The sequence below is a fragment of the Algoriphagus aquimarinus genome, from assembly GCF_007997215.1.
Taxonomy (GTDB): Bacteria; Bacteroidota; Bacteroidia; order Cytophagales; family Cyclobacteriaceae; genus Algoriphagus; species Algoriphagus aquimarinus_A.
The window spans coordinates 627,481-642,175 of record NZ_VORW01000001.1 but is presented as its reverse complement, the minus strand read 5'-3'; the positions used below and the strand labels follow the sequence as shown (position 1 = coordinate 642,175).

At 40.3% G+C, this 14,695-nt stretch carries 15 protein-coding genes; 6 read left to right on the top strand and 9 right to left on the bottom strand.

What is annotated here, in order from left to right:
- Positions 1 to 6: 6 nt before the first annotated feature.
- Genes ESV85_RS02975 through ESV85_RS02960 form a run of 4 tightly spaced genes read left to right on the top strand, consistent with a single transcriptional unit; the run spans position 7 to position 5,138 of the window.
- Positions 7 to 756 (top strand): segregation and condensation protein A, encoded by a 750-nt coding sequence (locus ESV85_RS02975; RefSeq protein WP_146914746.1) that lies wholly within the window; start codon positions 7 to 9, stop codon positions 754 to 756.
- 3 nt (positions 757 to 759) lie between these two features.
- The gene (locus ESV85_RS02970; protein WP_146914745.1) at positions 760 to 1,842 is read left to right on the top strand and encodes a YbhN family protein; all 1,083 of its coding nucleotides are present in this window, start codon (positions 760 to 762) and stop codon (positions 1,840 to 1,842) included.
- On the top strand, positions 1,826 to 4,288 hold the full coding sequence (locus tag ESV85_RS02965; protein WP_146914744.1) for a bifunctional UDP-N-acetylmuramoyl-tripeptide:D-alanyl-D-alanine ligase/alanine racemase: 2,463 nt from the start codon (positions 1,826 to 1,828) through the stop codon (positions 4,286 to 4,288). Before ESV85_RS02970 ends, ESV85_RS02965 begins: the two co-directional genes overlap by 17 nt.
- A 37-nt stretch (positions 4,289 to 4,325) precedes the next feature.
- Complete coding sequence (locus ESV85_RS02960) at positions 4,326 to 5,138, top strand: ion transporter (protein ID WP_146914743.1); 813 nt, start codon at positions 4,326 to 4,328, stop codon at positions 5,136 to 5,138.
- Here the strand turns inward: ESV85_RS02960 and ESV85_RS02955 are convergent.
- From ESV85_RS02955 to ESV85_RS02945, 3 genes are all read right to left on the bottom strand, one after another.
- Positions 5,135 to 5,824, bottom strand: a complete 690-nt coding sequence (locus ESV85_RS02955) for a potassium channel family protein (protein ID WP_146914742.1) — start codon at positions 5,822 to 5,824, stop codon at positions 5,135 to 5,137. The genes ESV85_RS02960 and ESV85_RS02955 overlap by 4 nt on opposite strands.
- 93 nt (positions 5,825 to 5,917) lie before the next feature.
- On the bottom strand, positions 5,918 to 7,732 hold the full coding sequence (locus ESV85_RS02950) for a TrkH family potassium uptake protein (protein ID WP_146914741.1): 1,815 nt from the start codon (positions 7,730 to 7,732) through the stop codon (positions 5,918 to 5,920).
- Positions 7,733 to 7,759: 27 nt separating this feature from the next.
- Positions 7,760 to 9,025 (bottom strand): voltage-gated chloride channel family protein, encoded by a 1,266-nt coding sequence (locus tag ESV85_RS02945; RefSeq protein ID WP_146914740.1) that lies wholly within the window; start codon positions 9,023 to 9,025, stop codon positions 7,760 to 7,762.
- Between the two features lie 226 nt (positions 9,026 to 9,251).
- Here ESV85_RS02945 and ESV85_RS02940 point away from each other — a divergent pair, with 226 nt between their 5' ends.
- The gene (locus tag ESV85_RS02940; RefSeq protein WP_146914739.1) at positions 9,252 to 10,157 is read left to right on the top strand and encodes a TIGR01777 family oxidoreductase; all 906 of its coding nucleotides are present in this window, start codon (positions 9,252 to 9,254) and stop codon (positions 10,155 to 10,157) included.
- Between the two features lie 59 nt (positions 10,158 to 10,216).
- On the opposite strand, the gene ESV85_RS02935 is transcribed toward ESV85_RS02940, so the two are convergent.
- The 6 genes from ESV85_RS02935 to ESV85_RS02915 form a co-directional block, all read right to left on the bottom strand.
- Positions 10,217 to 10,507, bottom strand: a complete 291-nt coding sequence (locus ESV85_RS02935; RefSeq protein WP_146914738.1) for a hypothetical protein — start codon at positions 10,505 to 10,507, stop codon at positions 10,217 to 10,219.
- Between the two features lie 151 nt (positions 10,508 to 10,658).
- On the bottom strand, positions 10,659 to 11,030 hold the full coding sequence (locus ESV85_RS02930; protein ID WP_146914737.1) for a type II toxin-antitoxin system VapC family toxin: 372 nt from the start codon (positions 11,028 to 11,030) through the stop codon (positions 10,659 to 10,661).
- Complete coding sequence (locus ESV85_RS22180) at positions 11,017 to 11,181, bottom strand: hypothetical protein (protein WP_191321887.1); 165 nt, start codon at positions 11,179 to 11,181, stop codon at positions 11,017 to 11,019. Before ESV85_RS22180 ends, ESV85_RS02930 begins: the two co-directional genes overlap by 14 nt.
- An 89-nt stretch (positions 11,182 to 11,270) precedes the next feature.
- Positions 11,271 to 11,444 (bottom strand): PLDc N-terminal domain-containing protein, encoded by a 174-nt coding sequence (locus tag ESV85_RS02925; RefSeq protein ID WP_146914736.1) that lies wholly within the window; start codon positions 11,442 to 11,444, stop codon positions 11,271 to 11,273.
- A gap of 1 nt (position 11,445) precedes the next feature.
- Positions 11,446 to 11,679: a PLDc N-terminal domain-containing protein gene (locus ESV85_RS02920; protein ID WP_223275888.1), complete on the bottom strand. Its 234-nt coding sequence runs from the start codon at positions 11,677 to 11,679 to the stop codon at positions 11,446 to 11,448.
- A gap of 16 nt (positions 11,680 to 11,695) precedes the next feature.
- The gene (locus tag ESV85_RS02915; protein ID WP_146914735.1) at positions 11,696 to 11,950 is read right to left on the bottom strand and encodes a PLDc N-terminal domain-containing protein; all 255 of its coding nucleotides are present in this window, start codon (positions 11,948 to 11,950) and stop codon (positions 11,696 to 11,698) included.
- Positions 11,951 to 12,044: 94 nt separating this feature from the next.
- Here ESV85_RS02915 and ESV85_RS02910 point away from each other — a divergent pair, with 94 nt between their 5' ends.
- Entirely contained in the window at positions 12,045 to 14,600 is a 2,556-nt protein-coding gene (locus tag ESV85_RS02910; RefSeq protein ID WP_146914734.1) for a M14 family zinc carboxypeptidase, read from the top strand.
- Positions 14,601 to 14,695: the final 95 nt, after the last annotated feature.

Sequence of the window (14,695 nt, the reverse complement as noted above, 5' to 3'; positions counted from 1 at the left end):
TATCCTTTGAGTTTCGAAATCAAATTACCACTCTTTGAAGGTCCATTTGACCTGATGCTCTTCTTCATCGAGCGGGATGAACTGGATATTTATGACATTCCTATTTCGAAGATTACTCATGATTTCCTCGATTATGTGCATCATATGGAGGAGATGGAGATGGAAGTTGCCAGTGATTTTATCCTCTTTGCGGCTACGCTGATGAAGATTAAATCGAGAATGTTGCTGCCTAGACCAGATCTGAATGAGGCGGGAGAAGAAATAGATCCTAGAGAGGAATTGATCAGAAACCTGCTCGAATACAAAAAATACAAGTCTGTTATAGAAGAACTTTCCACTATGGAAGGGGAAGAGTTGTCCAAGCAAAAGCGTGGAAATATCGAAGCGGAATTGAAAGCGCTTAGCAAAGTGGATGATGTAGATGCTGAAATGCAGGATATGGATTTATACAAACTGCTGAAAGTCTTCCAGCGGACCATGGCCAAAATGGCTTCACGTGTGGATGAAACAAAACACACCGTGATTCAGTATCCTTATACTATTGCCCAGCAAAAAGACTTCGTCTTGGAGAAAATCAGTTTTAAGAAAAAAGTACCATTCGCTGAATTCATCAGCTACAAACCCGATAAAATTTTTGTGATTTATACCTTTCTAGCAATCTTAGAATTACTTCAACTTTCTCTTGTTACTATCATCATAGGTGATGGTTTCAATAATTTTTGGGTGGAAAAGACTGAGCCAATAGCTGCTGTCTAACGTATGAAATTGGATAACAAAAAGATCTTTCAAACACTCAATCCGAATAAAATTTGGGTGCCGGTAATTATTGGCTTGGCCATTGTTTTCGGTATGTTTTACTTTGATCCTTCTGTAAACAAGGATTCTTTAAGTGGGATATTTGATGCATCTATCCCTTGGGTTGTAGTAGCAATTTTGGTCATTTTAATTCGAGATGCAGGATATGTTTACAGAATAAGGGAGATCACAGACCGACACTTAACCTGGAAGCGGTCTATTTACGTTATTATTCTTTGGGAGTTTGCGTCTGCAGTCACACCCTCGGTAGTAGGAGGTACGGCAGTGGCTATTTTTATTTTGAATAAAGAAGGGATAAAATTCGGAAGAGCAATTGCATACGTGATGGTAACTGCGATTTTGGACAACCTTTTCTTTGTGATCGGCGCTCCTATTATTCTATTTTTTGCAAAAGGGAATATTTTCCCTGCAAACAAACTACTGGAGATGCACCTTGAGAATAGTATGGAAGCCATTTTCTGGATTTCATATTCTCTCTATGCATCCTACAGTTTGGTGATGGCAGCAGCTTTATTTTATAAACCTAGGGTCTTTAAATGGGTGCTCATTAAGATTTTTTCTATCAAATGGCTGCGGAAATGGAAGCACGATGCTCAGGAATATGGAGACCAGATTATTACAGCTTCCAAAGAGCTTTCTGGAAAAAAATGGAATTATTGGTTGCCAATTATCGTAGCGACGATCTTCATTTGGAGCTCAAGATATCTGATGCTGAATGCTCTTATTTCTGCATTTGTGCCATTGGCTGCCTACGAGCATGTTATTGTATTCGCTCGACAAGTGATCATGTGGATTGTGATGATGATCTCACCGACTCCAGGTAGCAGCGGAACCGCGGAATTTTTCTTTGGCCAGTTCTTCACAGAGTTCTTGACCAATTATACATTTGTCACGAGTATTTTATGGAGGTTACTTTCCTACTATCCATATTTGATTTTGGGAGCATTTTTCCTTCCTAGATGGATTAAACAGGTGTTTTTCAAGAAAAAGAAAAAAAGCGCGAAGCAAGATGTTTCAGGAAATTAGTCAAAAACAAATTACGGAAATCGTAGAGGGAAGCATTATCCATCAAGATAGTGAGCAGCTGATTTCTCAAATTGCCATTGATTCGAGACAAATTCTTCATCCTGATAAAACACTATTTGTAGCGCTGAAAGGAGCCAAAGCGGATGGCGCTGATTTTATTTCTCAGGTAGCAGCATTGGGAGTAAAGACGTTTTTGGTGCATAATGATTTTGATGAGCTTAGCTTTCCGGATCTCTGTTTTATCAAGGTCTCAGATACTCGGAGAGCCTTACAGCTTTTAGCTCAATTTCAGCGATCCCTGTTCACAAATCCTGTTGTCAGCATAGCGGGGAGTAATGGTAAAACTATCGTTAAGGAATGGCTAGGGCAGATTTTGGGACAGAAATACGCTGTGGCCAAAAGCCCGAAAAGTTATAATTCCCAAGTAGGTGTTCCTCTTTCGATCTTTGGTATTGAGGGCTACCACCAAGTAGCAATTCTGGAAGCCGGGATATCTAAGGCTGGCGAAATGGCCGCTTTGGAAGAAATGATCAAACCGAATCTGGGAATATTCACAAATCTCGGAACAGCACATCAAGAGGGGTTTGAAAGTTTGGATTCTAAGCTCAATGAGAAGCTTTCGCTTTTTTTGGATTCGAATTTCTTGATTTACTGCACAGATCAAAAGCAAGTTTCTGAGCGAATAGAGGCTCTTTTTCCGACGGATAAGCTCGTAGGTTGGTCCGATCGAGCTGGAGCTGAATTTACCAGATCAGTGAAAGTAAAAGGGAATGCAGCTCGAATAATTCTGATGAAATCAGATCTCAGCACGCATACTTTTCAGGTGCCGTTTACAGATGTGGCTTCATTGGAAAACATTACTCATGTGATCGTAGCGGCGATGACCTTGGGGCAAAGTGCAGAGTCCATCCAAGAAGGAATCATTCATCTGAAGTCTGTAGATATGCGACTTACGCTGAAGCCGGGTATCAACGACTCTCTATTGATCGATGATACTTATAATAATGATTTGGCGGGGCTGAAAGTCGCGCTGGATTTTATGCATCAGCAAAGACCTAAACGTCGAAAGATTCTGATTTTGTCGGATTTGCTTCAGCAAGGTTCACCCGATAAAATCTACGAAGAAGTGGCGGAGCTGATCAAGAAATATCAGTTTGATCTGCTGTTTGGTGTGGGCAAGGAGATTTTCTTTTTGGAGAAAGAATTTCCAAATGCTTTCAAAGGCTTCAGTTCTACGGAAGAGCTTTTGAACAATCTTGATCCTGAGACTTTCGCAAATGATATGATCTTGATCACTGGCGCTCGGGTTTTTGGGTTTGAAGAAGTGGTCAATAGACTTCAGCAGAGAATCCATGGAACCACGCTAGAAATCAATCTCAATGCGCTTACACACAATTACAATTTCTATAAAAAACTGATTTCACCAAAAACCAAAGTGATGGTGATGGTGAAGGCTTTTGCCTACGGTGGAGGAGCACTAGAGATCGCCAACCAAATCCAGACGATGGGCGCGAACTACTTGGGTGTCGCTTTTTCAGACGAGGGAGTTGCTTTGCGCAAACAAGGAATCAAGCTTCCAATAATGGTGCTCAATGCCATGCAGGAATCCTTTGGTCTCTGCAGTGAGTTTGATCTGGAGCCAGTAGTTTTCAGCCCGGAGTTTTTTGAGAGCCTTGCTTCTTGGTGTACTGTTCATCATACATCCATGAGAATCCATCTCGATATGGACACAGGAATGCACAGGTTGGGTTTTGAGAGAAAGCAGTTGGACGGTTTGAAGAGCTTAATACAATCAAACCCACAATTGGAAATTGCTTCCATATACACTCACTTGGTTGGAGCTGATGAGGATATTCATAGAGAATTTTCTCTTAGTCAGCTGAAGGATTTCGAAGAAATGAAGAATGAAGTAATCGATATTCTTTCCTACAAACCTCTTGTTCATGCGCTTAATTCTGCTGGAATAGTAGCTTTTCCGGAATTTCAATTTGACATGGTTAGATTGGGAATTGGTCTTTATGGCGTAGAAGTGACAGGAAAGCATGACTTGGCTCTCCGAGCAATCAGTACATTGAAAACAACTATTTCTCAAGTAAAAGAACTTGAAGCTGGTGAGACAATAGGTTATTCTAGAAAAGGTGTTTTGGCTACAGGTGGCAAAATTGCCACGCTTGCCATCGGTTATGCTGATGGCTACGACCGCAGATTCAGTAATGGAAAAGGCTATGTACTGATCAATGGGCAAAAGGCTTCCATCATCGGAAATGTATGCATGGATATGTGCATGGTGGATGTCAGCGGAATGGAAGTGAAGGCAGGAGATGAAGCCATCATTTATGGCGAGAAAATCTCATTGAAAGAACTGGCAGATCAGATTGGCACCATTCCTTATGAATTGCTGACTAATATCAGTACTCGGGTGAAACGGGTATATTACTTGGACTAGGGTTGGTTTAGGCTTATAAATTTTTCTAAATTTCCTCATGGCAATCTCCAAAAAGCGACTAGCTCATATAGTATTTGAATCCGATGATTGGGCTTCGAAGACTTTCGATATCGTACTCTTGTTTATGATTTTTGGAAGTATTTTCGTGGCAATTTTAGATTCAGTTGCCAGTCTGAGAGCACAGTACGGGGAGATTTTCCTAATTCTTGAATGGGTATTTACCGTTCTATTTACCATTGAATATTTGTTGAGGGTTTGGCTATCTAGAAAACCTAGTGGCTACATTTTCAGTTTTTTTGGTATGGTCGATTTGCTGGCAATATTACCTTCCTATTTAAGCTTCTTTGTGGTCAATTCTCAACTGCTTACTGTGGTGAGAGCTTTACGTCTCTTGCGCGTGATCCGAATTTTGAAGCTTGGTCGTTATGTGGCTGAGGCAGAATATCTGACCAAATCCCTAAGAGCCAGTTCTCATAAGATTTTGATATTTATAGGTTTTGTGGTGACGATAGTCTTGATAATGGGGACATGCATGTTTATTATTGAAGGTCCAGAGCATGGATTTACCAGTATTCCTATCGGTATGTATTGGGCTATCGTGACCTTGACTACCGTGGGTTTTGGTGATATCTACCCAGTGACTCCTTTGGGACAGTTACTTTCTTCACTTATCATGCTCCTTGGCTATGCAATTATCGCTGTGCCTACCGGGATTGTATCTTCTGAGATGGCTTCGCAAAAGAGAAAAGATGAAAAGGCGCTGGGAGATAACAGTTGCCCAAAATGCAGATTTAGTCCGCTTCCTTTGACGGATAATTACTGCAAAAACTGCGGAGAAAAACTGTTCTAATCTCCTAGGTTCAAGAAATCCTGTATGTTTTTGATTTTTCCAAAAAGCAACAAAATATCTTCATGTGCAAATTTATAGTCAGGGGTAACAACACCAATCACATTTTTGTGCGGCGTATTAATACCTAGGAGATTCTTCTTTTGCTCTATTCTTATAATAGTGAGAATATTGAGATAATATTCTTTTCTAATGTCAGCCTTGGCTACGGTCATATCTACATAGCGTTTGGGTACTTTCACTTCCACAATATTATATTCATCTGAGATCTCTAAGGAATCCAGAACGCCTTTCATTTCAAGACGCTTGGCTAAACGATCAGCCGTTTCTTCTTCGGGATGGATGATTTCGTCTACACCGATAGCCTGAATGACCGTTTCATGAAGGTCATTAATTGCTCTCGCGATTATGCGCTTTGATTTTAGCTGCTTGAAAATAGCAGTACTCATGATAGATGATCCGACATCTTCCCCTATCGCAATGATTACGATATCAGTATCTTTCAAAGGAAGATTTTTAACAGCAGCCTGGTCTGTAGCGTCCATTACGATGGAATGGGTGATGCTATCCTTGATAGATTCTATCTTGCTTTCGTTAGAATCTATGCCGATTACCTCGTGTCCAAGATTTGTCAGGCGCTTTGCCAGATATCCCCCAAAATTGCCTATGCCTACGATTATATATTTCATAAATATGTAGCTGATTTATAATGATCATCCCGATATCGGGAGGAATTCGCACGGTTGATAATTTTCAATCGTACTCATTTCATGCGTTTAAAATTAAGTTATAAAGACGGTTTCCTCAGGGTACTTGTACCGCTGCTCACCGATTTTTCGGACGATCGCCACTAAAATAGTCAGTGTCCCTACTCTTCCTATGAGCATGATAGCCATCAATACCAGTTTGCTGCCTGTGCTTAATTGAGGAGTGATCCCCAGTGTAAGTCCCACGGTTGAAAATGCACTGAACACCTCGAAAGCAACATCTATCATGGGTAATTTGGGGTCAAAAATCATAAGTAAAAAGACACCAAACCCCATTACCAATACCGAAAGGGAAATTACCGCAAAAGCTTTTTTAAGTGTTTCATTGGTAATTTGTCTTCTGAATACTTCCACTCTGGTTTTACCCGAAGCAATACTAAATGTGTTGAGCATCGCCACTGCAAAAGTACTGGTCTTTAGCCCTCCGCCTGTAGAGCCTGGAGATGCACCGATCCACATCAGAAAGAGATAGACTAAAATCGTGGGAACAGCTAATTCCCGCATATCGACTGTGTTGAAACCGGCTGTTCGTGGAGTCACTGCGCCAAAAACTGTGGTGACAAATTTGCCATAGGTACTCAGACCTTTCAGGGTAGCATCTTGCTCGGATATGGCATATACGACCATTCCAACTGCCAGAAGAATTCCTGTTGTATAGACTACTAATCGTGTATTGACGCTGGAAACGCGTGGGGTATGTCGGTATTTCTCTATTCCTAATACACTTTTTACATAGCCGACTACTAGATGCTTCAGGTAGGAATAGTAGTTCAAAACAACTGGAAACCCGATTCCTCCCAACACAATTGCCAAAGCAATCACTAAATGCATATTGTAAGCTTCTCGGAAACCCTCTTGGTACAATCCATTGCTGAGCGTGGAAAAGCCTGCATTACAAAAAGCTGAAATAGCATGGAAAAGAGCGAAGAACAATTGATCTCCCTTACCTGAAAATTCCGCGGCATCTGTAAAATGATAAATCATAACTGCACAAAGGCCTTCCACTAAAACGGTAAAAGAGATGATCTTAAATAAGGTGGTATAAATCTCATTTACATTGTTTTCATTAATGTAATCACGAATGAAAAGTCTGTTTTCTATAGAATAACTTCCCTTGAAAAAGAAGCCAAAGAAACTCGTGAAAACCATGATTCCAAGTCCGCCAATTTGGAACAAAATCATAATGACTACCTGACCGAAAAAGGTAAAATCTTTGGCAGTATCTAATACAATCAATCCAGTGACACATACGGCCGAGGTGGATGTAAAAAGTGCATCTATAAAACTAATATCTCTTGAAGTGGCTTCTGGAAGGCTCAAAAGTCCAGCACCAACAAGTATCAATAAGACAAAAGACAGTATAAATACCAGTGAGGGACTGAGTTTTAGCTCATTTACAGTAAGGCTGAATTTGCTTAGCTCTATAAAGAACAGAACAATCACTAATCCATTTATGAGGTGATAATGCGCTGTGAAGTCTAAAACCAGTTGGGTCATTTCATCTCCCAGCACATTCCAACGAATTAAGGCAGTTAGGATTAGAATAATTGAAAGGAGCAATTCGAGAATTACTCTGGCAGGTATTATGGATTTTTCTACTAATAATACTTTAACAAAGTATCCTATTCCAATTAAGATTAGTGAAATGTTGAATAGTGTAGAAGTAGCGACTTGATCTTGAGGATCAATAGAATAGCCCAAGTGAAAAAGTAATATTCCAAAGGCGAGAATACTGCTAACCTGAACTACTTTTTCCTGCACCTTTATCACCTTTTTCAAAAAGATGATATTGCGATCAGGGTTGGTAAAGATTTTCAGCTTAAGTTTCATGGGCTGGATATAGGCTTTAAAGCAATATCAATCATTCTTTTTTGATTTTTTTCGCGAAAAGGTAAATATCCCTTCTGCAGGATATAAGTGGAATTTTTTATCCACATTTTGTGAAGAATAAATGCTAGATCTCCCGCTGAAAAGATACGCTATCAGGCAGGCAATACCCAAAAATATTCCAGATTCGTATCCAAACAGTTCCATCCCCATCACGGTGCAAGCCATGGGCGTATTGGTGGCGCCAGAAAAGACTCCTACAAAACCCATTCCTGCCAGCAAAGCAAGTGGAAGCGGGATCCAGGTAGCGAGTGCGTTGCCCAGGGTCGCGCCAGTAAAGAATAGAGGTGTCACTTCTCCTCCTTTGAATCCAGCTCCTAAAGTGAAGCTGGTCAGACCTGTTTTTGCCAACCAATCGTACCAGGGAAGCGGTGTTTCGAATGCTTCAACTATCCTCGGAACGCCTAATCCTATATAAGTCGTACTGTCCGAAATGTATACAAATGCCGCAATCAACAGTCCGCCTATGACCGGACGAAGTGGAGGGTAAGTGATGTGCTTGGAAAATTGATGAGAAAAAAAATGAGTGCTTTGGGCAAATAATCTCCCTGATAACCCAAAGGCAATTCCAGCAGGAATGATCCAAATTAGGTTGACCAAAGTATGTGGAGGTACGAGATCTACCAAATAATGCGTATGTCCTACGCCAAAAAGCGACGCACAGACCCAATTGGCGACTAAAGCTGTCCAAAGGGCTGGAAACAGCGATTTCCATCGAAATTTTCGATGTAGCATCCATTCAAGCGCAAAAATTGCTCCTGCCAGCGGTGTTCCAAATACAGAAGCAAATCCACCGGCAACTCCGGCAATTAAGATGATCCTACGATCCTCGGGATGCAGACGAAAATACTTGGTAAGCTGATCTGCTAGGGAACCGCCCATTTGCACAGCTGTACCTTCACGTCCTGCTGATCCACCAAATAAATGTGTCAAAATCGTCCCAAATAGGACCAATGGAGTCATTCTGAGAGGAATTGGCTTTTCTGTTCGGTATAGTTCCTCGAGTAAAAGATTGTTTCCTTTCACCGAATTTTCTCCATAGCGGTAGTAACTCCAGCCGATCACGAAACCTGCAATGGGCAGTAATGCGATGATCCAAAGGTGCGACTCGCGATAATCTGTAGCCCAATTCAAAGTAATAAGAAAAATGGCAGATGCAGCGCCAGAAAGTAAGCCAACTAAGAGGCCTAAAACGATCCAAAGTAGTATGTATCGAAAAATAGAAGCGCTGTTCAAACTAGGTTTTTCAAATAGTTAGCCCAAATTAGGAATAGATATTGAATTTAATGAGGCATATATAACCTTATATCATTCAGAGAAGGCCAACTTATTTGTAGGTTATCGGGTTATCTAAATACAAATCACCCAATTATGAAATCGAGCATGTCGTATTCACCACACACTGGGATGATTACAATTATGCGAGATTCCATCTGACCATTAAAAATCAATATATATACAGATGAAAAATATTCTTATTTCCGGAGGTTCTGGTCTTATTGGCCACAAAATTACCCAGCTGCTGGAATTGAAGGGATATGCAGTGGTTTGGCTTAGTAGATCACAGCAAAAGCAAAAATCTTTTCTGTGGGATATAGAAAAACAAACTATAGATCCCGAAGCGATGGAATGGGCAGATGCTATCATTCATCTGGCTGGAGCTGGAGTTGCTGAGAAGCGGTGGACAGATGAGCGAAAGAAATTGATTTTGGATTCCCGTATTCAGAGTACCAGACTGCTCTATGATGCCGTAGATAAAGCTACGGAAAAACCGAATTCATTTATATCTGCCTCGGCCGTGGGATATTACGGGTTTAGTACAGGCACGTCCCTGATGGATGAAACACATAAAGCAGGATCAGACTTTTTAGCTGAGGTGGTGGTCGCATGGGAAAATGAAGTGAAGAAAATGGAAGAGCTACATCTACGCACGGTAATGCTGAGAATAGGCATAGTACTGGATGCAAATGGTGGAGCGCTTGGCGAAATGATGAAGCCGCCTGTAGCTGCACCTTTGGGAAAAGGAGATCAGTGGATGAGTTGGATTGCAATTGAGGATCTTGCGAGAATGTTTGTCTTTGCCTTGGAAAAAACGACACTTCAGGGAGTTTACAATTCTGTAGGTCCTAATCCTGCGACCAATCAGCAATTGACTCAAGCTGCTGCAAAAGCCAAGGGGAAACCATATCTGGGAATTGGAGTGCCAGGCTTTGTGCTAAGATTAATCCTAGGGGAAATGGCAGCGATAGTGCTAGGAGGCAATCGAGTTTCCTCACAAAAAATACAAAAAGCAGGATTTGACTTTGAATGTCCAGAGCTAAATGGGGCTTTGAAGGAGATTTATGGGAGAGGGAATGTTACATTGTAAAACTTGTCTTCTTCAGTAAGGTATATTCGCATTGCCTCCAAAAAAGAATAGGCTAATTGTCAGCTCTCCAATTTTTTAATCATTTCTCTAATTGATTTATCGACTTTAGAGAAATATGGAATAATACTTTCTTTAGCAACAATAACTTGAGCTATTCCTTGCACTGGTAAAAAATCTTTTATAGGCAATAACTCATTATTTTCTGATTGGAAAAGGCGTTTTATAAATTCTTCAGGATTTAATTTTTCTTTTTCTGAAATTGAAATCACAGAACCTTTTACTGGTATGTCTTTAAATATTTCTTTAACAACATTATAATTTAAACCAACTTGTTCGTTTAAATCGGCCACAAATTGTTCTAATCTTACTTCATCTAGTCATTATGTAGAAATTGTAGACCCATTATTTAGTTATTAACACAAAATCTAATAACACTATATTATTAAATCCCAAGTGTGTGAATTGACTTCATGAATTGTTAATAGTCACTTAAAAAACACCTCATTTTTCAAAAAGCAAGATGTTCAATTCCTTGAGTTTCGAAAGGCGTTTATCTGAAGTCATCAAAGGGATATTTAAGTAAAAGGCTGTAGCTGCAATTATTGCATCGGGCAACTTGATTTTGTGGGCTTTTCGTAATTCAATCACAACCTTCTTTATCTCTGAATTGATGTCAATGATGGTAGAATCTTCCAGTAAATTTTCAACAATCAGCTTTCCTTCAGATTCTAAGCCATCATACCCCAGTAATTCTAATTCAGTTACAAATGAAACAAACACTGTTTTGTTGTTCAAAAAATCAGCAACAGTCTGATTGCCTGCTAACAAATAAAGGATAATATTGGTGTCAAGAAGTAAGCTATTCCCATTCATTTCTCATCACCTTTTGAATGGCTAATGGGTCCTTCTTTAATGTAAGGCTTCCACAGTATTTGTGAGCATCGAAGTTTTTCTTGCTTTTAGCTTTGGATAGTGCTTTCTCTACCTCTTTCTTATCTGATCCCTTTTTAATTACGGTTACCATGATTTTTGCTTTTATTTCAATTGAACGAATAATTTAACAATTTGATTTCAGTCGCTATTTTAAAGTATTGCTAAAATTGAAATCTCGTACTAAATCCTCTTTCCCCTACCGATCAAAAACCAAAGTACAGCGCCGACAAGGGGAACCAACACTACAATAATAATCCAGATCAATTTGTCGTTTTGGTTGGCAAAATTGCTCATGATCACGTCGTAAATCGTGAAAGCGTAAATAGCCAATCCTATTATCCCAAGTCCGAACATATCAAGAGTAATTTGTGGTTTTGGTGCTTTTTCCCATCGCCAAGTAAACAAGTGGGCCAATACCTTGAGCAAATAGGAGAATCACGATCCAGATAATTTTCATGTTGGGATCTTTGAATTCCGAACGAAGGATATCTACCAAGCAGTAAACCCAAAGAATAGCATAGAGTATTCCAAAAAGAAGAAAGATGATCATAAAGCCGCCGCCCATGTTTTGAATAAAAGAAAGTGCCATTTAGTAAGTAGTTATATTATTTTTTTGAAAAAGAGGGATTGAAATTACGTCTGTCTTTTCTGATACTTTTAGCCATAGACAGATAAAGAAATGTACCGATAACTGGAGCAAAGAGAATAGCAAGCACCCACATAAACTTACTGTGAGCGGCTCTAAATTCAGAACTTAAGGCGTCAAAAAGGGCATAAGCCCAAAATCCTAGATACAGAAGGCAAAAGAGGAATGAAATTTGCCAAAACAGTTGGCCTTCGCCAGGAGCTATTAAATCCATGTGTATTCTTCAATTATTTTAACCATTGAACCAAAATAGCTTTTTTTAAGGAATCAAAGTATCAATTTAGCTAAAAGTTAAACCACCAATCTCTATGAAAAAAAGTCTGCTTTCGCTGCTTTTATCCTTTTTTGCGCTCGCTAGCTATGCTCAAGTCGATCTAAGCTATTATTTACCAACCGGATATACATACGATCAATCGATCCCGACCCCAAAGGAAGTTTTGGGATATGAAGTGGGTGAATGGCACGTGAGCCACGATCAGCTAGTGATGTACATGAAGGCTGTGGCAGCTGCTTCGGATCGTGTGACTTTCGAAGAAACTGGCAGAACTTACGAGAAAAGACCTCAGGTTCTTTTGACCATCACTTCCCCGTCTAATCTTGCAAAAATAGACCAGATCAAGGCAGATCGGAAAAAACTTAGGGATGCTGGAGCATCGTTGGATATTTCAAAAATGCCGATTGTGATGTTTATGGGCTATTCGGTTCATGGAAATGAGCCAAGTGGAGCGAATGCTTCTCTTTTGGCTGCCTACCATTTTGCGGCAGCAAAGGAAATCGCAGGAGATTTAGAGAATATGGTTTTGCTACTTGACCCTGCTATCAATCCGGATGGACTCAATCGCTTCGCTTCTTGGGTAAATACTCATAAGTCGTATAACATGAACGGTGATCCGAACAATGCAGAATTTAACGAATCGTGGCCACGTGGAAGGACAAACCACTATTGGTTTGACCTAAACAGAGACTGGCTTCCAGTACAACATCCTGAGTCAAGGAATAGAGTGCGTGTGTTCCAAGAATGGCTTCCAAACATTCATCTGGATTTTCACGAGATGGGAACCAACAGTACATTTTTCTTCCAGCCGGGAGTTCCTGCGCGTATGCACCCACTTACTCCGGCCAAAAACTTTGAGTTGACGAAGAAAATTGGCACTTACCATGCAAAAGCGCTAGATCAGATTGGTTCACTTTATTTCAATCAGGAGAGCTACGATGATTACTATTATGGAAAGGGATCGACGTACCCAGATGTTCAGGGTTCTATTGGGATTTTATTTGAGCAGGCTAGTTCTAGAGGGCACTTGCAAGAAAGTGTAAACGGTATGCTCAGCTTCCCTTTTACCATTAGAAACCAATTCACAGCTAATCTTTCCTCCTTTCAAGCTGCAAAGGAAATGCGTCAGGAGTTGAATCAATTCATGAAGGATTTCTATAAGGATATTCAAAAGGAAGTAGACTCTGATACAAACAAAGCCTATATTTTTGGAAGTAGGGATGACGATGCACGAAGCTATCATTTGGCAGATTTGATCCTGCAGCATGACATCAAAGTTTTTAGTCTGAATGATGATATCACCGTGAACGGAAAAGAATTTCAGAAAGAAAATTCATACATAGTACCGGCAGATCAGCCTCAATACAGACTGATCAAGGCGATGTTCGAAACAAGAAATACATTTAAAGACAGCTTGTTTTATGACATTTCAGCTTGGACTTACCCGATGGCTTTTAACTTGGACTATATGGCGTTGAATAGTCAGATTTTGAATCTGGCAAGCGTAAATGAAATCACTAAAAGTTCTATCGCTTTGGCTCCAGGAAAAGTAATTGGTGATGCAGGAGCCTATCAGTATGCGATGGAATGGACGGATTATTATGCTCCAAAAGCTGCTTACAAATTGATGGATGCGGATTTTCAAGTGAGAGTAGCTACCGGAGAATTCACTTCTGCAGATGGCAAAAAGTTTGGACGTGGGACCTTGCTAATTGGCAAAGGCGCAACGGGCTTGGATGATCAGGCTTTTTATAACAAGCTATCCGAAATAGCTAAGGAATCCACCGTAGATATCTACGGCTTGACGACCGGATATACCGGAGGATTGAACATTGGGTCGCCAAATATGATGCCGCTAGACAAACCAGAAATCGCACTTTTAGTGGAAGGCGGAGTGGATAGCTATGAAGCAGGGGAGATCTGGCACTTGTTGGATCAGCGTTATGAAATGCCTATTACTTTACTGCCAATGGATAGAATTGGCGGTAGTACTCTGGATAGATACAATGTGATTCTGATGCCAGATGGCAGTTATAGTAGTCTTGGGAAATCAGGTGCAGCTACACTCAAATCATGGATTTCAGGTGGAGGAACACTACTTGCGAAAGGTGGAGCGATTCAATTCCTTTCCCAGAATGAAGTAGGTAACTTCAAATTCCGTGAAAGTGGTGCTCCAGAAGCGGGACTGCAAAAAAGCTATGCAGACTATGATAATGCCCGAGGAGCGAAAGTAACTGGTGGAGCTATATTCAATGCGACATTAGATCTGACACATCCAATCGGCTACGGTTACGTCAATTCAGATATTCACACGTTCCGAAATGATAACTTGTTTATGGAGCCATCAGAAAATCCGTATGCAAATCCATTAGTTTACACAGATAAGCCACTGGCGTCTGGATATCTTCATCCTTCCAATCTTCCAGGAATTCAGAACGGATCTGTGATTCAGATTTCTGGAGTAGGAAGAGGCCGTATTGTTGCTTTTGCGGATAATATGAACTTCCGGGCATTTTGGTTCGGTACGAACAAACTCTATATGAATGCGATCTTCTTTGGTCAAGTGATCAATGGAGGAACAACTCGATAACAAATTTGAATCCCGGGTTTTACTCGGGATTTTTTTTGTGTCTTAACTTTTCTCTAAAATTTTGCGTAAGCAAGCCATACCTTTTCATTTAATTA

Bases quoted from the DNA above. Each gene is read 5' to 3' on its own strand.
- ESV85_RS02930 (WP_146914737.1), bottom strand. From the start codon at position 11,030: ATGAATGGGAATAGCTTACTTCTTGACACCAATATTATCCTTTATTTG.
- ESV85_RS02925 (WP_146914736.1), bottom strand. From the start codon at position 11,444: ATGTTCGGACTTGGGATAATAGGATTGGCTATTTACGCTTTCACGATT.
- ESV85_RS02910 (WP_146914734.1), top strand. From the start codon at position 12,045: ATGAAAAAAAGTCTGCTTTCGCTGCTTTTATCCTTTTTTGCGCTCGCT.
- ESV85_RS02920 (WP_223275888.1), bottom strand. From the start codon at position 11,679: ATGGCACTTTCTTTTATTCAAAACATGGGCGGCGGCTTTATGATCATC.
- ESV85_RS02965 (WP_146914744.1), top strand. From the start codon at position 1,826: ATGTTTCAGGAAATTAGTCAAAAACAAATTACGGAAATCGTAGAGGGA.
- ESV85_RS02970 (WP_146914745.1), top strand. From the start codon at position 760: ATGAAATTGGATAACAAAAAGATCTTTCAAACACTCAATCCGAATAAA.
- ESV85_RS22180 (WP_191321887.1), bottom strand. From the start codon at position 11,181: ATGGTAACCGTAATTAAAAAGGGATCAGATAAGAAAGAGGTAGAGAAA.
- ESV85_RS02950 (WP_146914741.1), bottom strand. From the start codon at position 7,732: ATGAAACTTAAGCTGAAAATCTTTACCAACCCTGATCGCAATATCATC.
- ESV85_RS02915 (WP_146914735.1), bottom strand. From the start codon at position 11,950: ATGGATTTAATAGCTCCTGGCGAAGGCCAACTGTTTTGGCAAATTTCA.
- ESV85_RS02960 (WP_146914743.1), top strand. From the start codon at position 4,326: ATGGCAATCTCCAAAAAGCGACTAGCTCATATAGTATTTGAATCCGAT.
- ESV85_RS02955 (WP_146914742.1), bottom strand. From the start codon at position 5,824: ATGAAATATATAATCGTAGGCATAGGCAATTTTGGGGGATATCTGGCA.
- ESV85_RS02940 (WP_146914739.1), top strand. From the start codon at position 9,252: ATGAAAAATATTCTTATTTCCGGAGGTTCTGGTCTTATTGGCCACAAA.